Origin of the sequence: Mycolicibacterium doricum (genome assembly GCF_010728155.1) — a bacterium.
In the GTDB taxonomy this organism is placed as follows: domain Bacteria; phylum Actinomycetota; class Actinomycetes; order Mycobacteriales; family Mycobacteriaceae; genus Mycobacterium; species Mycobacterium doricum.
On the sequence record NZ_AP022605.1, the window covers coordinates 3,745,322 to 3,764,058 of the forward strand.

19 protein-coding genes, 2 pseudogenes and 1 riboswitch are annotated in these 18,737 nt (G+C 68.2%); of the genes and pseudogenes, 9 read left to right on the plus strand and 12 right to left on the minus strand.

Features of this window, described 5'->3' with window-relative positions; genetic code table 11:
- Window positions 1–12 precede the first annotated feature (12 nt).
- Window positions 13–369, minus strand: coding sequence for a hypothetical protein (locus G6N07_RS18335; RefSeq protein ID WP_133055566.1), 357 nt, complete (start codon window positions 367–369; stop codon window positions 13–15).
- A gap of 661 nt (window positions 370–1,030) precedes the next feature.
- Between G6N07_RS18335 and G6N07_RS18340 the strand changes: the two genes are divergently transcribed.
- Window positions 1,031–1,417, plus strand: a complete 387-nt coding sequence (locus G6N07_RS18340) for a DUF2267 domain-containing protein (protein ID WP_085192264.1) — start codon at window positions 1,031–1,033, stop codon at window positions 1,415–1,417.
- Between the two features lie 130 nt (window positions 1,418–1,547).
- On the opposite strand, the pseudogene G6N07_RS20590 reads toward G6N07_RS18340, so the two are convergent.
- A pseudogene (locus G6N07_RS20590) lies at window positions 1,548–1,712 on the minus strand (helix-turn-helix domain-containing protein); the annotation flags it as partial.
- Window positions 1,713–1,930: 218 nt separating this feature from the next.
- Between G6N07_RS20590 and G6N07_RS18345 the strand changes: the two are divergent.
- Window positions 1,931–2,836, plus strand: a complete 906-nt coding sequence (locus G6N07_RS18345) for a serine hydrolase (RefSeq protein WP_085192266.1) — start codon at window positions 1,931–1,933, stop codon at window positions 2,834–2,836.
- Window positions 2,837–2,871: 35 nt separating this feature from the next.
- On the opposite strand, the gene G6N07_RS18350 is transcribed toward G6N07_RS18345, so the two are convergent.
- The 5 genes from G6N07_RS18350 to G6N07_RS18370 all read right to left on the minus strand — a co-directional run bounded on the left by G6N07_RS18350 (window position 2,872) and on the right by G6N07_RS18370 (window position 8,177).
- Window positions 2,872–3,930 carry a coiled-coil domain-containing protein gene (locus G6N07_RS18350; protein ID WP_085192302.1) on the minus strand — a complete coding sequence of 353 codons (1,059 nt, stop codon included), beginning with the start codon at window positions 3,928–3,930 and terminating at the stop codon, window positions 2,872–2,874.
- 268 nt (window positions 3,931–4,198) lie between these two features.
- Window positions 4,199–5,302 carry a cellulase family glycosylhydrolase gene (locus G6N07_RS18355; RefSeq protein WP_372507577.1) on the minus strand — a complete coding sequence of 368 codons (1,104 nt, stop codon included), beginning with the start codon at window positions 5,300–5,302 and terminating at the stop codon, window positions 4,199–4,201.
- Window positions 5,303–5,326: 24 nt separating this feature from the next.
- Window positions 5,327–6,103 (minus strand): energy-coupling factor transporter transmembrane component T family protein, encoded by a 777-nt coding sequence (locus G6N07_RS18360; RefSeq protein WP_085192267.1) that lies wholly within the window; start codon window positions 6,101–6,103, stop codon window positions 5,327–5,329.
- Entirely contained in the window at window positions 6,100–7,554 is a 1,455-nt protein-coding gene (locus tag G6N07_RS18365; RefSeq protein WP_163784265.1) for an ABC transporter ATP-binding protein, read from the minus strand. Before G6N07_RS18365 ends, G6N07_RS18360 begins: the two co-directional genes overlap by 4 nt.
- Window positions 7,551–8,177, minus strand: coding sequence for an ECF transporter S component (locus G6N07_RS18370; protein ID WP_085192303.1), 627 nt, complete (start codon window positions 8,175–8,177; stop codon window positions 7,551–7,553). The genes G6N07_RS18365 and G6N07_RS18370 overlap by 4 nt, the downstream gene beginning before the upstream one ends.
- A riboswitch (TPP riboswitch) is annotated at window positions 8,168–8,278 on the minus strand. It overlaps the preceding gene by 10 nt.
- Before the next feature lie 123 nt (window positions 8,279–8,401).
- Between G6N07_RS18370 and G6N07_RS18375 the strand changes: the two genes are divergently transcribed.
- The 3 genes and pseudogenes from G6N07_RS18375 to G6N07_RS18385 all read left to right on the plus strand — a co-directional run.
- Window positions 8,402–9,496, plus strand: a complete 1,095-nt coding sequence (locus G6N07_RS18375; protein ID WP_109749324.1) for an acyl-CoA dehydrogenase family protein — start codon at window positions 8,402–8,404, stop codon at window positions 9,494–9,496.
- Window positions 9,497–9,499: 3 nt separating this feature from the next.
- Window positions 9,500–10,693: an acyl-CoA dehydrogenase family protein gene (locus G6N07_RS18380; RefSeq protein WP_085192269.1), complete on the plus strand. Its 1,194-nt coding sequence runs from the start codon at window positions 9,500–9,502 to the stop codon at window positions 10,691–10,693.
- Window positions 10,694–10,696: 3 nt separating this feature from the next.
- A pseudogene (locus tag G6N07_RS18385) lies at window positions 10,697–11,345 on the plus strand (CoA transferase); the annotation flags it as partial.
- A gap of 678 nt (window positions 11,346–12,023) precedes the next feature.
- Here the strand turns inward: G6N07_RS18385 and G6N07_RS18390 are convergent.
- Genes G6N07_RS18390 through G6N07_RS18400 form a run of 3 tightly spaced genes read right to left on the minus strand, consistent with a single transcriptional unit; the run spans window position 12,024 to window position 14,813 of the window.
- Window positions 12,024–12,377, minus strand: a complete 354-nt coding sequence (locus G6N07_RS18390) for a Fe-S protein (protein WP_085192270.1) — start codon at window positions 12,375–12,377, stop codon at window positions 12,024–12,026.
- Between the two features lie 22 nt (window positions 12,378–12,399).
- The gene (locus G6N07_RS18395) at window positions 12,400–13,392 is read right to left on the minus strand and encodes a glycoside hydrolase family 6 protein (protein ID WP_085192304.1); all 993 of its coding nucleotides are present in this window, start codon (window positions 13,390–13,392) and stop codon (window positions 12,400–12,402) included.
- A 41-nt stretch (window positions 13,393–13,433) separates the two neighbouring features.
- Window positions 13,434–14,813, minus strand: coding sequence for an MBL fold metallo-hydrolase (locus G6N07_RS18400; protein ID WP_085192305.1), 1,380 nt, complete (start codon window positions 14,811–14,813; stop codon window positions 13,434–13,436).
- A 199-nt stretch (window positions 14,814–15,012) separates the two neighbouring features.
- Here G6N07_RS18400 and G6N07_RS18405 point away from each other — a divergent pair, with 199 nt between their 5' ends.
- The 3 genes from G6N07_RS18405 to G6N07_RS18415 are packed head-to-tail and all read left to right on the plus strand — an operon-like array spanning window position 15,013 to window position 16,814.
- The gene (locus G6N07_RS18405) at window positions 15,013–15,612 is read left to right on the plus strand and encodes a rhodanese-like domain-containing protein (protein WP_085192271.1); all 600 of its coding nucleotides are present in this window, start codon (window positions 15,013–15,015) and stop codon (window positions 15,610–15,612) included.
- A complete protein-coding gene (locus G6N07_RS18410) occupies window positions 15,609–16,484 on the plus strand; it encodes a sulfite exporter TauE/SafE family protein (protein WP_085192272.1) in 876 nt (291 codons plus the stop codon). The genes G6N07_RS18405 and G6N07_RS18410 overlap by 4 nt, the downstream gene beginning before the upstream one ends.
- A gap of 60 nt (window positions 16,485–16,544) precedes the next feature.
- Window positions 16,545–16,814, plus strand: a complete 270-nt coding sequence (locus G6N07_RS18415; RefSeq protein WP_085192273.1) for a metal-sensitive transcriptional regulator — start codon at window positions 16,545–16,547, stop codon at window positions 16,812–16,814.
- A gap of 7 nt (window positions 16,815–16,821) precedes the next feature.
- On the opposite strand, the gene G6N07_RS18420 is transcribed toward G6N07_RS18415, so the two are convergent.
- Window positions 16,822–17,079, minus strand: coding sequence for a hypothetical protein (locus tag G6N07_RS18420; RefSeq protein WP_235849902.1), 258 nt, complete (start codon window positions 17,077–17,079; stop codon window positions 16,822–16,824).
- 84 nt (window positions 17,080–17,163) lie between these two features.
- Window positions 17,164–17,517, minus strand: coding sequence for a YidH family protein (locus G6N07_RS18425; RefSeq protein WP_085192274.1), 354 nt, complete (start codon window positions 17,515–17,517; stop codon window positions 17,164–17,166).
- Window positions 17,518–17,699: 182 nt separating this feature from the next.
- Between G6N07_RS18425 and G6N07_RS18430 the strand changes: the two genes are divergently transcribed.
- Window positions 17,700–18,731, plus strand: coding sequence for a fused (3R)-hydroxyacyl-ACP dehydratase subunits HadA/HadB (locus tag G6N07_RS18430; RefSeq protein ID WP_085192275.1), 1,032 nt, complete (start codon window positions 17,700–17,702; stop codon window positions 18,729–18,731).
- The last annotated feature ends 6 nt before the right edge of the window (window positions 18,732–18,737 follow it).

The following is an 18,737-nucleotide window of genomic DNA, read 5'->3' on the forward strand; positions in this document are numbered from 1 at the left end:
CGTACGGGCCGGTTATGGCTGTTCGGAAGTGGTCGGTGTGGCGACGTCGCCGGCGGCGGTCCGGTCAGTGACCAACCGGCGCGCCAGGAACCCGAACACCAGAACAGATGCGGCGGGAGCACCGAAGAGCACGATCGCCATCAGAACCCCCGAGATTGTCCCGCTTAGAGCGCTGGCGAACGCGAACACCGCAACCACCCACGACACCGCGCAAGTCAACGCCGTGATGACGACCGCTACAGCGAGGGAACGACCCCCGCCGTAGGCGGGATAGCCAGAGACCGCCAGGATCACTAAGACCGGTACGCCAAGGATCGCCGCAGCGATCCACATCCCTGACAGGGTTCCCAATTCTCTGGCTGCTGGCATCACTAAACAGGCTGCTGCCACGGCGGCAAGCACGACACCGGCCGCTGCGATGGCACCCGCATGGTTTCTTCTCATGCCTCGGGTGTGCCCGCGGCATCGCCGGGTAATCAGAAGCCGCCACCTCGTTCGCAAGGTGCACCGTTGAGCCCAACTCCAGGGAGACCGCGTCGCGACGATCAGATGTGCCAGCGCTGCGACGCCTGACGAAGACCAGAGCATGTGAGGGGACGGCAGGGCAATGACCAGGGGGTAATGAAAGTGAGCGACCAGATCGTTTGGCGCGGCTGGATGCGACCTCCGAGGCGATAACATCGCTTTCGCGACATCTTTGCTGGCGGTGAACCCCTCGACGAGGTGCTGAGGCGGGTAGCGCACACCGCGGCCAGAGCGGTTGCCGACGCCGATGCGGTGAGTATCACGGTGCTCAATGGTGCCACCTGTCGCACGCCGGCCTGCACCGACGAACGTGCCCTCGGGCTCGATCACCTTCAGCAGGAGTTACGTCGTTCGCCGGCGGTGCGAACCGACGTGCGGATTCGAGCTGGGCGCAGACGTCCCGCTAAGAATTCTCCGGCTCGGCGCATACCAGCACGGTCACCGGTTACCCAATGACGGCACAGGCGTCTCACCAGCAAAGTGAACGGGAAGGAGTGCTGAAAAGATGAAGGCCCACGAGTTCTTGGCTGCGGTACGCGACCGCGGAAACTACAAGGATCAAGCTGAAGCCCAGCGGGTCACCGCCGCAGTGTTGGGCATCCTCGGAGAGCGCCTCGCGGGGGGCGAGCCCACTGATCTCGCGTCTCAACTTCCCCAGGGTATCGGCGAGCTGGTCGCCAAAGCACAAGACGGCGCGGCGTCGTTCGGTGTCGAGGAGTTCCTTCGCCGGGTCGCAGCCGCTGTAGATGGCTCTCCCGAAACAGCCCAATGGGACGCAAGTGCGGTGTTATGCACCGTCACCGAGGCGGTCACCGGCGGACAGTTGAACCAAATACTCACCCAACTTCAACCGGCGTACGCGACGCTGTTCGGCAAACCCGAACTGTCCTGACCCCTCGGTACACCGTCGAACCAGTCCAAAGCCACCGGCAAGCGCGCAGCCCAGACAGCGGAGAGCACGGCCGTGTTGGCGGGGCTGGACGGGGGCGGTGATCTGGACCAGCTCAGCGACGAGCTGATCGGCACCGAGACCGCCGCGGCCGCGCCGGCGCGGCCGACCCAACCACCTGGCGAGAACGGGCGAAACCCCACCGCACCAACACCCCGTCCGAGCATGACGGGCACGACACCTCCCCAGCAGCCAACCGGGACTCGACGCGCTCGGAATCGACCTCTACCGTGACCATCAGTTCATCGACACACTGACCGTGCCATCGGGCGAACTAATCGCTTCCGGTGCGTCTGCGCCCGCAGACACCCACGGGATCAGCCGCCCACAAGTGTGCCCCTCACGGCATTCGAGCTCAATGCACCTGGGCGCGTCTGCGTAAAGCCGCTTACGGTGGGTACACCGGGCGCGGCGGCGACCCGCTGGCTGAGTTCGGGACCTGCTCGGAGGAGAGATATGCGTCGGCGGCTGCCGAAATGGACGATCAGGGTACTGGCGATCACGGGCGCGGCCCTGCTCGTCACCGGCTGCGAGGCACAGGTCCGGGGTGCGCCGCCGGCAACCGAAAGCGCCCCGCTCGCAACAGTCCAAGCCCCACCCGCCCAGCCGGCGGAGCCAATGGACGGATTCGCCGGACTCGACGTCCGCGTCCGTCAAGCCACCGCGGACGCGGCCGCCTCCGGAGCCGAAATCGAGACCGCCGTGTTGGACCGCAACACTGGCGCCACCGTCTCCGGCGGGGGCAACAACCCCTTCCCGATCGCGTCCGTGGTGAAGTTGTTCATCGCCGACGACCTGCTGCTGCAGGAATCGGAGGGCAAGATGGCCTTGTCCGCTGCCGACCGCAAGTCCCTCGACGCCATGCTGCGGTCCTCCGACGATAGCGCCGCCCAGATGTTCTGGGACCGCAGCGGCGGGAATGCCGTCATCGCTCGCGTGAAGGCGCGGTACGGGTTGGCCGGCACGACGGCGCCCTACAACGGACACTGGGACGTCACGCAGAGCACCGCAGGCGATCTCGTCCGCTACTACGACATGCTCTTGGACGGCGCCGGGGGACTACCACCCGAACAGGGCGACACCATCATCGGCAATCTCGCGCAATCGACGCCCACGGGAACCGACGGGTACCCACAGCGGTTCGGTATCCCCGAGGGGCTCTACGCCGAGCCGGTCGCGGTCAAGCAGGGATGGTTCTGCTGCTGGAACGGCGGCAATCAACTGCACGTGTCAACCGGTACTTTCGGACCCGAACGCCGCTACGTGATGGCGATCGCCTCCCTTGACCCCACCGGCGAAGCGGCTGCCCGAGAAAACATCACCCGGGCCGTCAAGACGATGTTTCCGGGCGGCAAGGTCTGACGTCGCCGGATCCGCTTCGAACGGTGTTGGTCCGCTCAGCGGCGTGGCGTCACGGTGATGTGCACGTGGTCGTAGTGGCCGTAACCCGATGCCTGGGGACCGGCCGGCGTGTAGTAGGTGCCGCGCCAGATCACGTCCTGCAACCCGAATCGGCTGGCATTGCTCATCGCGAACGCGAGAATCTGGTCGCCGAGCGCGATGCCCTCGGGACTTCCGGGGTTGGGAATCACGATGTCGATCGCCAAGCCGCTCGGATGCCACGGCTTCGTGTCCGGCCGGACCCCGTCGATTTCGGCGATCTGCGGGAACTGGCGGCTGACGGCCCTGGCGGCCACGATGGTGTTCGGCTGCAATCCGGCCTCGAACGCCACCCCGACAGGCAACGCCTCCGGGATTTCGGGGATGGCGGCTGCGGACGGCGGAGCGACGTCGCCGGGCGGCACGCCCGGCAGAGGTGCGTTGTCGACGATCGCTCGCTGTTGCGGTGTCAGTGCGGTGTACTGCGCCTCCGCGGCAGCGATCTGGCGCAGCAGTTCGCTGAGTTTGGCCTGCAGTTCTGCACGCACTGCGGCGGCTGACTCGGCCGCGGCGCCGGCGTCGGCGGCCGATTTCTCCGACGCTTGAGCGGTGGCGGCCGCACGCTCACGGGCCGATCGAAAGTCCTTCATCTGGTCGGCGATGCCAGCGCCCACTGTCCGTTGTGCCGACAGTTGATCGATCAGCTGCTGCGGGGAGCCGGCGGTCAGCACCGCCGCGAACTGACCGTCGCTCCCACTCATGTAGTTCATCGCCGCCACCCGGTCGACAGCGGCCTGATACGGCTGGAGACGGGTGTTCGCGAGCTCCACGGCGGCCAGGTCGGCGCGGTGCCGGTCAACGGCCGCCGCCTGCTGAGCAGATCTGGCGTCGGCCTCGCGTTGGGCAGCCGTGACGGCCTGACGACTCTGCACGGCCTGCTGGGACAATTCGTTGAGCCTGGACAACGCGTCCGTCGCCGGGTCCGCATGGCCGCTAGCCATCGACGTGGCCACCACCACGGCCGCGGACACAAGACCGCACACCGTCCGCCGAAGTGAGCGGCGCGCCCAGGTCACGCGGATTGTCACGATCCTTCGCTCGAGGACCACGAACTGGTCCGGCGGTCGGTGTCCCGGGCAAGGCTACGAACTGACACCGACGATGTCTACTCCGGCGCCGACCACCTTGGCGCACGGCACGTCGACGTCGTGTTCGGCCCGTGGCGCCGACGCGGGACCGTTGCGGCCGAAAGCGTGGTGTTTGACCACCGGGTAGCCGCTCGAGTGCTCGACGTCGTCGGCCGCGACGATGTGCTGGCGCAGCTCCGCGCCGAAACTCCGAACCTCAGGGGGGCCCGAGGCGGCCCGTCAACCAGCGTATGGTCCGGACCTCGCTGTCCCGGTACGGCTGCCCGTCGGGGCGCAGCAACTCGTGGAACCAGACCTCCGGGGGTGAGGTGTACGGCTTGTCCCATGAATCCCACGGCAGGTGGGTCTGAGTCTTGCCCACCACCAGCCCCCAGTTGTAGGCGCCCACATTTCGTCGCTTGGCCAGCGTGAGGATTCCCTCGACGGTGTTGCCGAACTCGCGGGCCAGATACTCAGTGCACACGATGGGCCGTCCGAGCGGGCGCAGTTCGGCGATACGCGCGTCGAATTCGTCGGCGTCACTGTAGTTGTGGAACGTGATGATGTCCGAGTTGTCGAGTTGCGTGCGCACGATGGCGCTGCGGCGGGCGGGGTCCGCCCACTTTCCGTCCCACACTCCACTGGTCAGCGGCTGCGCTGGGTCGACGTCACGGGCCCAGCCGAACACCTGCGGGAGCAGCTCGGCCACCCGCTCGATCTTGTCCTTGCGTTCGACCTCGCGGTACTGGTTGGCCGGGTTGTCCGGCTCGTTCCACAGATCCCAGCCCAGGACGCGCTCGTCGTCGCGGAATTGGGTGAGCACCCCGGTGACGTAGTCGCGCAGCACGCGCCGATAACCGGGGTCTCCGATGTACTGGGCGCCCGGACTCTGCACCCAGCCGGAGTTGTGCACACCCGGCCGCGGTGGGCGCTGACGGCCGAGCTTGGGCAGCGGGTCCCAGCACGAGTCGAACAGCACGAACAGCGGCCGGATGCCGTGCCGGGCCGCGATGGCGACGAACTGCGCGAGGCGACGCAGGAACCCGTTACGGTCCTGCGCCCACAGCTGATCGTGCAGGAACACCCGCACCGTGTTGAGCCCGATCCGGCGCGCCAGCATCAGCTCGATGTCGATGCGCCGCCGATCGAACGTCGCGGCCTGGAACATCTCTAGTTGGTTGACGGCGTTCGAGGTGATGAAGTTCGCGCCGACGCCGCAGCCGATGCGGTGAGCAGCGCGGGCAGTTTGAGTGCAGTGCGTCGGGCGAGCGGGCGCCGATGGTTCTTTCCGGGCACGTCGGGTGTGCTCGTCAATGTGCAGTCTCCGGCTTCGACTCTGGGTAGGTCATCGACTTCCAATGAAGTTCCAGTATCCGGTGGCGACGGACACGGCGATTGCGGCCGCGGCGATCCCGAACCCGGCCAGCACCAGGGCCGCTTCGCGGGTGCCGAAATGCGACGGACGTGCCCAGGTCCGCGTCGGGTAGGCGCCGAATCCACGCGCCTCCATCGCGGTGGCGAGCATCGATCCGCGGCGGATGGCGAAGACGAGCAACGCGAACGCCTGCCCCGCGATCCGCCGCAGGCGATTGCGGTCGCCGACTCCGCGCGCGCGGCGCGCATAGCCGAGGTAGCGCCAGTCCTCGCGGAGCAGGCCGACCGTACGTAGCCCAGCCAGAGCCCCCAGCACGAACCGGGCCGGAAGCCGCAGCACCTGCCCTAGTCCGTCGGCAAGTTCGGTGGGGTCGGTGTCGATGAACAGGACCACCGACGGCAACGCGATGGCGAGCACCCGCACGAAGGTGGCCACCGCCAGCGTGATCGACCCGTCACTGACCGTGACGAGCAGGAACTGCCAGTGCACGGTGCCGCTGCGCTCCCCGTAGAGCACGATGGTCACCGCGGTGAGTCCCGCGGCCAGCACAACCAGCCCACCGCGGATCAGGACCGCGCGCAAAGGGATCCGCAGCGCGAATATCAGCAGGAGCTCAAGCACGAGCGCGGTCAGGGCGGACACCCAGTCGACGCTGGCCACCAGGCCGACGGCGATCACCATGGCGGCCAGAAGTTTCGCGACCGGGTTTATGCCGGTCGGCACCGGTGCGGCCGCCACGCTGGTCACGGCGCGCGCCCGGTCGTCGCGCCGGAACGAATGTCGATGCGGCGGTCGGCGAGCACCGCCGTGAAGTCGACGTCGTGGGTGACCGCGACCACCGCGGTGCCGTCGTCGGCGATCTCGGCGAGCAGCCCGACGAGTTCCTCCCAGGTGTTGCGATCCTGGCCGAAGGTGGGCTCGTCGAGGACGACCAACTCCGGCCGCGTGGCGAGCACCGTCGCCACCGACTCGCCGCCGGACAGCGTGTAGGGGTTGGCGTCGGCGAGCTCGGTGAGCCGCAGCCGTTCCAGCAGCGGATCACACACCCGGGCGACCGAGTCGTCGTCGTGCCCGAGGGCGCGGGGACCGATTGCGAGTTCGTCGCGGACGCTGCCGGTGAGGAACTGGTGCTCCGGGTTTTGGAACACACTGCCGATCCGGGTGAGCAGTTCCCGGGATCGCCACTGGAGGGGTTCCCGGCGACCAGCGGCCGGGGCGAACCCGTCCAGTGCCTCCACCCGCCCACCGCGGGGTGGGAGCAGCCCGCCCAGGGTCAGCGCCAGCGCAGTCTTGCCCGCTCCGTTCGGACCGGTGACCACACTGACCGCGGCCCTGGGTATGTCGAAGTCCATCTCTTCGGTTCGGGGGCCGCCACGGTATCCGGCCGACAGCTCGACGGCCTCGGCCAGCGGTTCCCCCGGTGCGCCGCGGCGATCGACGCACGGCAGGGCGGCGCCGGGCACCCACACACCGGCGCGCGTCAGGTGCGCGCCTTCCCGGACAACGGTGCGTGCGGGCGGCCCGTCGGCCACGACCTCACCTCGGGGCCCGAGCACGATCACCCGGTCGACCACGGGAAGCCATACCGTGGTTCGGTGTTCGACCACGATCAGCGTCGCGCCGGTCCGCGAGGCCACCGCGGTGACGGCGTCGCGCACCTCCACCACACCGGCAGAATCGAGATTGGCGGTCGGCTCGTCCAGCAGGATGAGGCCGGGGTCCATGGCCAGCACACCGGCCAGTGCCAACCGCTGCTGTTGACCCCCCGATAGCCGCGACGTGGGATGGTGAAGCGGCATTGTCAGCCCGACGGCGGCCAACGCCCGCCCTGCCCGCGGCCAGATCGCCTCGGGTGCGACGTTGACGTTCTCCATCCCGAACGCCACGTCGTCGCCGACCCGCGACAGGATGACCTGCGAGTCGGGGTTCTGCAGGACCATGCCGATGCGGCTGCGTCGCTGCGCAGGTGCCACCCCGTCGACGAGTAGACGCCCTGCTCCGTCGCCGTCCTCGCTGCCACCGAGAAGGCCGGCCAGCCCTTGCAGCAGCGTGGATTTGCCCGATCCGCTGGCGCCGAGAAGCAGCACCCGCTCCCCCGGCTCGACGGTGAGGCAAAGGTCGCGTACCGCCCACGTCGAGCGCCCGGCATGACGCCAGTGCCAACCCAGGGCGGCGACCGCGACACCGCCCGTGGTCATGGCCGGGCGTCGCTCGGCGAGCCTGTCCTGCCCGACGGAAAGCGGGACAGCGCGCCGGTTTTCGCCAGTCCTCGGACCACCCACCAGGACAGCCCACCGGCGAGGACGCCACCGGAGACGATGCCCGACACGACGTAGACCACCGCGAAGGCCGACGTGGAACCCGGGTACAGCAACACGAGTTCGTTGATCGCCATGGCCAGCCCCGCGGCGGCCCCGGCCAGCACGGCGACCGGGAGGTTCCACACCCGGTAGAGGAAACCGGCGAACACGATCTCGGCGGCCAGTCCCTGCACGAGGCCGAATTCCAGTGTCATGACGCCCCACTGGTTGCCGACCAGGGCCGACACCGTCGCGGCGACGAGTTCCCCGTAGAGCGCCGCGCCCGGCTTGCGGATCACCATCGCGGTGAGCACCCCGGCGAACAGCCAGCCACCTCCGAGCAGCGCCTGCAGTCCCGGCAGCAGCGCACTCAACGGCGCACCGATCGGGTTCGAGGCGACGTTCCACATGACGAACACCAGACCGGACGCCACGGCCAGCACGCTGGCTACCACGATGTCGACGACGCGCCAGCGGTAGCTACGTCCGGTCACAGGAACAGGTGGAGACACATCGGTCATCGATCACTCCCTACGCCGGCATTACCCGGTCAGGTTCATACGGTCGACGGCCCTCAGCCGTCCTCTCAGCGCACTCGGTGTGCACTCCCGTGTGGGTTATCCGCTCCAAAGTAGCGCAGCTACCTGCGGATGTCCCCATCGAAAAACCCGAGGTCGTCCCAAGTCGTTTACACCCCCCGCATCGGCGCGCAAGATGTCCCCGACGACAGGAAAGGCGGTTCGCCATGACGATCGACGTCGCCGACCGGGCATCGCTGCAGGAGGCGGTCCGGGACCTGCTGCGCAGCCGATGCACTGAGCAGGACGTGCGGCAGGTGCTGGCCGGGGACGACGGTTTCGACCGCGACCTGTGGTGCCGGCTGGCCGGCCAGGGAGTCACCGGCATCGTGATCGCCGCCGAGTACGGCGGCGTGGGGCTGGGAGCGGCCGAGCTGGAGGCGGTGGCCGAGGAGACCGGAGCCGCGCTCCTCCCGTCGCCGTTCATCTCCAGCGCGGTGCTCACGGCTGCACTGATCCAGACCGCGGGCACCAGGGAGGACCACCAGCGGCTGCTGCCCGGCCTGGCCGACGGGACCGCCATCGGGACGGTCGCGGTGACCGGGCGGGCCGGCACTTGGACCGCCGAGGGTGTCGACGTGCGCGCGGACACCCACGGCAGACTGACCGGCAGTGCGCACTACGTCACCGACGGACAGGTCGCCGACATCCTGCTGGTTGCGGCGCAAGCCCCGGGCGGCATCGGCGTCTACGAGGTGGGTACCGACGCCACCGGTGTGCAGCGCGTCGCGGCCACGGTGTTCGACCCGTCGGTGCGGCTGTCGATCGTCACGTTCGCCGACACCCCGGCGCGTCGCCTCGGCACCGCCGATTGGGACGCCGTGCAACAGGCCCTGAACCTCGCGACGATCGCGCTCGCCGGTGAACAGTGCGGTGGTACCCGCCGCATCTTCGAGATCACCATCGAGTACCTCAAGACCCGCATCCAGTTCGGCCGCCCGATCGGTAGTTTCCAGGCGCTCAAGCATATGGCCGCCGATCTGCTGCTCCAGGTCGAGTCCTCGACGTCGGCCGCACAGAACGCCGCGTCCCGGTGGGACGACGACCCCAACACCGCCGCGGGAGCGATCGCGCTTGCCGGATTCGCCTGCGCCGAGGCGTACCGGGACACCACCGCGGCGGCCATCCAGATGCACGGCGGAATCGGCTTCACCTGGGAGCATCCGGCACACCTGTACCTCCGCCGCGCCCGCACCGGCCTGCAGCTGTTCGGCGGCCCACGCCTGCATCGCGAGCGTTACCTGCAGTCGAAAGGCGCCTGACCCATGACCGACACGACTCCGAGCGGCGACGACCTACGCGCCGAGGTGCGCGACTGGCTGGCGCAGAACTGGAAGGGCCTGCCGAGGTCGAGCGATCCGTGGGTGGCGTCCCCCGAACGGGTCGCCTGGCTGGAGAAAGTGCTCGACACCGGCTACGCGGTCCCCACCTACCCGGCCGAGTGGTTCGGCCGGGCGTACCCGAACCACCTGGCGTCGGTGATCGAGACGGAGTTCAAGGCCGTCCGGGCTCCCGGCGCGCGGCGCGACAAGTACAGCATCCCGGCGAACACCGTCCTGAGGTTCGGCAGCGACAGCCTCAAGCGAGGGTTGATGCGCGACTTCCTCACCGAGCGCGCCACCACCTGCCTGCTCTACAGCGAACCCGGTGCCGGCTCGGACCTCGCCGGCGTGCACGCGACCGCAGTGCGCGACGGCAACCGGTGGGTGGTCAACGGTCAGAAGGTGTGGACCTCCGGAGCAGCGACGGCCGACTACGGGCTGCTACTCGCCCGCACCGACTGGGATGTCCCCAAACACAAGGGCCTGAGCTTCTTCATCCTGCCGATGAAACAACCCGGCATCGAGGTACGGCCGCTGGTGCAGATCACCGGAGAATCGCACTTCAACGAGGTGTTCATCAGTGACGCACACGTATCCGACGACTTCCTCGTCGGCGGTGCCGGCAACGGCTGGCGGGTACTGCAGACCGCACTGGCCTACGAGCGGTCCATCATGGGCGACACCGGTCGCGGGTCCCGCAACAGTTCGCGCGCCGACAGCCTCGTCGAACTCGCCCGCGAACACGGCCGCCTCGGCGATCCGGTCATCCGGGACTCGCTGGCCACGGCGCTAGCACTGCGAGAACTCAACGGGCTCAACAACACTCGCGCGAAGGAATCGGCCTCGATGGGCACGTCCAGCTCGATCATGTCGCTGGGCAAGCTCGCCATGTCCGCCATCCTGCACACCGAAGCCCGAGTGAAGACCACCATCATCGGAACGGAGGCACTGCTGGCCGGGCCGGACAACCCGGAAGCGGACGACATCAACTTCCTGACACTCAACGCGTACTTCACCTCCATCGGTGGCGGCACCGATCAGATCCAGCGCAACATCATCGGTGAGCGGGTCCTCGGGCTGCCGAAGGAGCCTGAAGTCGACCGCGACATCCCGTTCCGCGACGCGCGCCGGAACTGATCGATGACCGGACGTTACGACCCGCCGCTGGCCGGGGTCCGGATCCTCGACCTGTCGTCCGGTCCGATGACCGCGGTCGGCCGTCTGCTCGCCGATCTGGGTGCCGACGTGACCGAGGTGAGACTGGCCGGTGTCACCGACCATCGCGTCGGGGTCGGTGCCCGCATCGGTCTGGATTCGGTGCCCCTGGCGACGGCGCTCAACAGGCGCGGCAGCAGTGGACGACATGCTTGCCGCCGCCGACATCCTGATCGAGGACACCCAGCCTGGATCAGCAGCCGAAAGCCTGCTCGGCGTCGACCAGCTGCGCTGCACCCACCCGGCTCTGATCGTCTTGTCGATCAGCGACTTCGGACGCGACTCGGACTTCAGCGACTGGCAGGTCACCGCCCCTGTACTGCACGCCCTGACGAGCGAACTGTCACGTTCGGGCATCCCGGGCCGGCGACCGCGTCGACTTCGCGATCCTCGAGGGCGCGATGCAGGCGCTCGACCCGCCGTTCGGGACCGTGGGGACGGCGTCGGCAGGAGTGCCGACGGCCGCGCAGCAACGCAACTGGGCGACCGAACGTCTGCGCTACCCGGTCGTTCCCTGTCGGGACGGCACGTCCGTATCTGCCTGCTGGCAAAACGCCAGTGGCACGGGATGTTCGAGGCGGCGCAAGCCGAGCGACCAGGGTCTTCCGCTGGCGGGCCTGCGTGTGCTGGACCTCCAGTCACCTCGCCGCCGAGATCGCCGGCGAAGCGCTCGTCCGCGACGGTCACCAGCTGTCCGACGGCCCGACCCACGATGCGCCGTGGGGACTGTTCCCCGCGGACTTGCAGGCACTGTGCCGGGTGCTCGACCGCCCCGGTTTGGCCCCCGATCCGGAGCTCGACAGCCGGACAGGCCGCGACCGCAACAGGGCTCGCGTCGACGGCGCCGTGACCGATTGGACGGTCGTCCACTCCCCCGGCGAAGCCCGGCTGGGAGTTCTACGCACAGCGCCGCGCCTTCCGGGAGGAGCTGCATCCCCAGGCCGAGCTGCGGGACCTGCTGGCGCGCGGAGTGCTGCAGACGCCGCCGGAGGCGTGAGCGGCTGTGCGGGTGTAGTGACGTTGGACACGCTGTGCTCCACGTCGTCACGACGGCTGTCGTCCGCTCCGCCTGACCGGTCATTCACAGCCGTGGTGTCGATATCCAGCACAGCATCGGTGACGACACTCATATCCTCAACGCTCAGTCCCGGGCACCGCATTGCACGTTGTGCCGTCATCACCACGCCTGCGGTGCGCATGGACGACCTTCCCGTCGTCGGCGCCGAGGTCTTGGTGGTCGGATGACGCCCTGTCACCACAGCACCGCGACGGCCGCCGCGGCGAACGAGAGCACTCCGACCGCGTAGAACAACGGGCGCGGTACCGGGGCGGTGCGTTTGCGCTGACGCGCGTTGCTCATGCCGAGGACGCCGCCCAGCACGATCAGGATCGCGAGTTTCAGCCCGATTTTCGGATAGTTGAGCACCACGTCGGTGGGCCACGGGGCGGCGAGCGCGAGCCCGGTCAGAAGGGACACCAACACGCCGTAGTCCATCAGCCTGGTGGTGTGGAAACGACCGGCGACCGCTTCGGCCACCCATGCGCCGAAGGTGACGGCGAAACCGACGATGTGAATCAGTACGACTGCGTCACGCAAGAGCTGCATGCCCGAAATCTACCTCCGGTGATCACCAGCCCGCGTTGCGCGCCAGATCGATGGCGTAGCTGCTGACGAAGGTGCCGGCACTGGGTGCGCCGCGACATGAACCGTCGGACTCGCCGGGGCGCTTCACCCACAGGAAGGCGTCCACCTGCGGATTGCCGGTGTTCGTCGTGGGGGCAACGCCCAGTGCCCGCCCACTCGGATTGCACCAGTACAGCGGGTCGCCCTCGACCGGGCCGGCGCCGTTGCGCGAGGTGTCGACGACGAAGGGCTTCCCGCCGGTCATCCCCGAGACAGCCTGGCCGTAGCCGACCGATTCCTCGGTGGTGAAGAAGTTGGCGGTGTTGAGGCTGAAGCCGCGCGCCTTCTCGATCCCGACCTGGTTGAGCCGGCCCGCGATGACGTCGGCGGGCACCCAGCGCGGGTGACCGGCGTCGACGTATACCCCGGTGGCCGGATTGCGGGAGAGCGTGTCGACGGCGTAGCGGATGAGTTCGAGGCGTTCCTCCTGCTGACCCGGCGACAGGCAGTCGATCATGGCGAGTGCGTCGGGTTCGAGGACCACCGCCGCGGGCCCTGAGCCGATGGCTGCGGCGACGCCGTCGATCCAGCCCCGGTAGGCGCCGGCGGACCCGAAGCCGCCCGCCGCGTAGCTGCCGCAGTCCCGGTTGGGGATGCCGTACAACGCCAGAATCGGCGTCGTGCCGGCCGCCTGCGCATCGGCGATGTACTTCGCATCGATCGCGGGCGTGGAGATGTGGTCCATCCAGTACGCCGTGGGCGTGTTGGCCACCGCAGCCAGCAGCGGGTCAGAGTTTCCCGGCAGGGCGCGCATCGCCTTGGAGGTGGGATTGACATAGAAGGGCCGTCCGGCCAGCGGGTTGGCGTCGGCGGCCAGGCGCGCCGCCGGAGCCGGAGCCGACGGCGCAGGCGCGACGAGGGCACCGGTACCGGCGACGGCCGCCACCGTCAGCAAGGGAGCGATCCACCGCGCGACTGCACCAGCAGCTGAGGACATCACCCCGCCGAACTTAGTCCCGCTCGGCAACGGGTTTCAATTCAGGCGCTCTGACGGGCTTCGTCCCAGGCGCCAAATCCGCCCAGGACGTCGCTGACGTCGTCGAACCCGTGTCGGCGCAGCAGGCTTGCGGCCACCGAGGAGCGATAACCCCCGGCGCAGTACACGACCGTCGGCTTGGCCGGATCCAGCTCACCGAGCCTCGCCGGCAGCTGACCCACCGGGATCGGGATTGCATTCGGGATGGTTCCCGCGGCAACCTCACCCGGGTTGCGCACATCCACGATCTGCAGGTCGGGCAGTTCCGCGGCGCGCTGGTCGAATGCCTTCGCGGTCAGCCGGGACGCCATCTGCACGTCGTCCGGACGGGTGAGCATCACCTCGAACGGTTGGTCCACGTAGCCGATGACCCGGTCGAAGCCGATTCGGGCGAGCCGGTTCTTGCCTTCCAGCTCGTGGCCGGGCTCGGTGAACAGCACGATGTCGACGTCCGACGGCAGGACCGAGCCGGCGAATTCGGCGTAGCGGCCCTCGAGGCCGATGTTGATGGCATCGCGCAGATGGCCTTGGGCGAACTCCTCGGGACTGCGGCCGTCGACCAGCACGGCGCCGCCATCGATCGCCTGCCGCACCTGTTCGTAGGTCATCGCCGCCGGCATCTTGGTCTCGTCGAGCAGCTGGCGGTCCTTGCGGTTGAGGACCGCGTCGTAGACGAAGTAGCCAGGGGCCGGCACCTGTCCTTCGGTCACCAGGTCCATGAAGGTGGCCTTGTCGGGGGCCCGCAGCGCGTAGTTGGTCTCCTTCTGCTCGCCCATGGTGGACCACAGGTCGGTGGAGAGATTCTTCCCGCAGGCCGAGCCGGCGCCGTGAGCGGGGTACACCCGGGTGGCGTCGGGCAGGGTCATCAACTTGGTGTGCAACGAGTCGTAGAGCTTCTCGGCCAGTTCCTCACGGGTGTACCCGATGGAGGCCAGCAGGTCAGGGCGGCCGACGTCGCCGATGAACAGTGCATCGCCGGTGAGCACGCCGTAGGGCACCTCGTCATCGGCGTGCTCGTAGACCACGATGCTCATCGACTCGGGCGTGTGGCCCGGGGTGTGCCGGAACTCCAGCGTCACCTCGCCCAGCGAGTAACGCTCGCCGTCGGCCACCCCGATGGAGTCGAACTCGGTCTCGGCGACCGAGGAGTACACGATCCTGGCGCCGGTGGCCTTGGCCAACTCGAGGTGGCCGGAGAGGAAGTCGGCGTGGAAGTGGGTCTCGATGACCCGCTCGATGGTGTAGCCGAACTCCTTGGCGTCCGCCAGGTATTCCGCCACGTCGCGCTGCGGGTCCACGACGACTGCGCGGCCGGTGGTTTCGTCGCCGATCAGATACGACGCGTGGGACAGGCAGTCCAGGTAGTACTGGATGAACTTCATGGTGGCGGTCCTTTCCTTCGGCGGGTCGGCCATCTGACCGACATGATTCCTATACCCCCGTGGGTATGTCAAGTCCGGACGGGTCGAAGAAATTCCCGCCTTGCATTTACCCCTGGAGGTATGTGTAGCATTGCTTCCGACATACCCCCAGCGGTATCGGACGTACGATTCTCCGCCGCGCCACCGAAAGGACACTCCCATGACCGCTCCCGCCACCATCGACTCGCACAACCTCAGCCAGATGCTCGGGTCCGCCACGCCACCCCGCGTGCTCGACGTGCGCACCCCGGGTGAGTTCGAGACCGCTCACATCGCCGGTGCCTACAACGTCCCGTTGGACCTGCTGCGCGAACACCGCGACGAGATCGTCGAGCACCTCGACGAGGACGTCGTCCTGGTCTGCCGGTCCGGCCAGCGCGCCACCCAGGCGGAGGAGACACTGCGTAACGCCGGACTGACCAACGTGCACATCCTCGACGGCGGCATCACTGCCTGGCAGGCCAACGGATTCGCAGTCAACCGCGGGGCGCAGCGCTGGGATCTCGAGCGCCAGGTCCGGCTGGTCGCCGGGTCAATCGTGGTGACCAGCATCCTGGGCAGCGTCGCCGCCCCGAGACTCAAGTGGGTGGCCGGCGCAATCGGTGGTGGACTGACCTTCGCCGCATTGTCCAACACATGCGCGATGGGCATGATGCTGTCGAAGCTGCCCTACAACCGTGGCGCCACCTGCGACGCTCGGAGCATCGTGTCGCAGCTGGTGGATTCGGCGGCCGCAGACAAGAAGTCGGTTCGATCATGACCGCCCTCGCCATCGGACTGGCCGTCTTCGTCGGTATCGCACTGGGGCTGCTCGGCGGCGGAGGTTCCATCCTGACGGTCCCGCTCTTGGCGTACGTCGCCGGCATGGACGCCAAACAGGCGATCGCCACGTCGCTACTGGTCGTCGGCGTGACCAGTGCGGTCGGCGCCATCTCGCACGCTCGGGCCGGCCGGGTGCAGTGGCGCACCGGCCTGATCTTCGGCGGCGCGGGCATGGCCGGCGCCTACGCGGGTGGGTTGTCGGCCCGCTTCATCCCGGGCACCGTGCTGCTCATCGGCTTCGCCGTCATGATGGTCGCCACCGCGATCGCGATGCTGCGGGGACGCAAGGACGTGGCGACGTCCGGCGGCACCGCTCCCCTGCCCGTCCCGAAGATCATCGTCGAGGGTCTGGTGGTCGGCCTGGTCACCGGGTTGGTCGGCGCCGGCGGCGGCTTCCTGGTGGTGCCCGCCCTCGCCCTCCTCGGCGGGTTGCCGATGCCTGTCGCGGTGGGCACGTCGCTGGTAGTGATCGCCATGAAGTCGTTCGCCGGCCTCGGCGGGTACCTGTCCAGCGTTCAGATCGACTGGACGGTGGCTTTGGCCGTCACGGGCGCAGCCGTGGTGGGCGCACTGGCCGGGGCTCGGCTGACGGCGATGGTCAATCCCGATTCGCTGCGAAAAGCCTTCGGCTGGTTCGTGCTTGCGATGTCGTCGGTCATCCTCGGACAGGAGATTCACCTGAGTGTCGGGATTGCCGCGGCCGGACTCACCGCGGTCGCCGCGACGATGTCGGTGGCGTGCACCCGCTACGCACACTGCCCGCTGCGGCGTCTGGCCGGCGCTCTGGCCTCTGGCCGCGCCGCCGCGTGACGGGGTCGGGAATACCCGGGCGGGTACCTACGCTGCACTTGCCGTCGGAAGGGATGTGCCATGGTTGGTGATGACGACGCAATCGCTGCGGTGCTCAACAGGCTGCGCAGAGCGCAGGGACAGCTCGCCGGAGTGATAGCGATGATCGAACAGGGCCGTGACTGCAAGGACGTCGTCACCCAGTTGGCTGCCGTCTCGCGGGCACTGGACAGGGCGGGATTCAAGATCGTCGCAACCGGGTTGCGGGAATGCGCAACGGGAGAGGCCGCTGACGGTCGGTCCCAGTTGACCGAAGCGGAGCTCGAGAAGCTGTTCCTGGCCCTGGCCTGACCATCGTCTATACCGGGTAGAGCAACAGCACCAGAACGACGGCCGTCGCGAAGCAGAGCGTGGCTGCTCCGATTGCCAGCACCTCCGCCCTTGCCGCGGAGATGACCACCCGGCCCGCAATGATCGGGCTGTCCCGGATCTGTGTGGTCCGCCGGTAGCCGAGGCTGAGGACCAGCACCGCGAGCAGCGCCGCGGTGATCGTCAGTAGTGTCCGCGCCGGCCCCAACGGACCCTGCTGGCGGAGCAGTACCAACGCGCCCCCCACGACGAACCCGAAGCGCTTCTCTCCCAGGACAACAGGGTACGTTCGGCGGGTAGCCCCGGTTTGGTGGGCTCGCGGCTTGGCATGTCACCGCCCGGATTGCGGCCAGATGACCAGGACCGCGAGGATCCCCATCGTGATCACGAAGATCGACCCACCGAGCAGCAGCGGAACAAGGGTGGCCGGCAGATCCTCGTCACGGCGCATCGCGGCTTGGACGCGCTGCCAGCGTCGCACCGCCAATGCGGCAAGCAGGCCGCCACCGGCGGTCAGCGCCACACTGAGACCGTGTCGCAAACCGGGTATGCCGAACGACGGCACGAATTGTGCGACGGCTATGCCGCCGGCGATCAACGCCAGCGCCGTTCGGATCCATGCCAGGAACGTCCGCTCGTTGGCCAGCGTGAAGCGGTAGTCCGGCTCCTCCTCGCCGGGGCTCACCGGAACCGGTCCTTCGGGGCGCCCATCATCGGTCAGCGTACGCCGCGGGCGTTGTTCGCGACGCCGTGATCACCGGTTGCGGGATCGGTTCGTCGCGCGAGGGTGGCCGCCGGTTAGTGTGCTGTGGTCGGTCTCCGCGACAAGCCGACAGAGACAAGCCGACAGAAGAGTTGAGTGAAGGCATGACTGCAGCACCGGAAGCGTCGCCGCTCGAAGCCCGGGTCGGCCACTACTATCAGATGGACAACACCTATCTGGTCGGCCGCGAGAAGGTCCGCGAATATGCCCGTGCCGTGCAGGACTACCACCCGGCGCACTGGGACGTCGCCGCGGCAGCCGGTTTGGGCTACTCGGGCCTGGTGGCGCCGCTGACATTCACCTCGGCCCCGGGGATGTCCTGCAACCGGCGCATGTTCGAGCAGATCGTCGTCGGTTACGACACCTACCTGCAGACCGAAGAGGTCTTCGAGCAGCACCGGCCGATCGTGGCGGGAGACGAGCTGCACGTCGACGTCGAGCTGACGTCGGTGCGCAGGATCGCCGGCCGGGACCTGATCACGGTCACCAACACCTTCACCGACACGGCCGGCGAGCGGGTGCACACCTTGCACACCACCGTCGTCGGCGTCACCGCCGAGGATCTCAATCCAGAGGTCAAGACCGCAGTGCAGAACGCGATGATGCACGACGTGGATTTCTCCGGGATCGGCTCGCTGGACGCCGAATACGAGAAAACAGTCCGTCCCGAAGCTCAGGTGCGGATCGCTGCCGGTGGCGTGGCGCGTACGCCGGGGACGCGCTCGTTCGACGAGGTGAAGGTCGGCGAAGAACTCCCGGTACGTCACACCCGGCTGTCCCGCGGCGACCTCGTGAACTATGCCGGCGTGGCCGGTGACGCCAATCCCATCCACTGGGACGAGGACATCGCCAAGCTGGCCGGACTGCCCGACGTGATCGCCCACGGGATGCTCACCATGGGCCTGGGCGCCGGGTTCGCCTCGGCATGGACAGGCGATCCCGGTGCGGTCACCCGCTACGCGGTGCGGCTGTCCGCACCCGCGATCGTGCCGGCCAAGGAAGGCGCTGACATCGAGTTCACCGGCCGCATCAAATCGCTGGATCCGGCGACACGCTCCGGCGTCATCGTGGTGTCGGCGAAGTCGGAGGGCAAGAAGATCTTCGGCCTGGCGACGATGAACGTCCGCTTCAGCTGACCGACG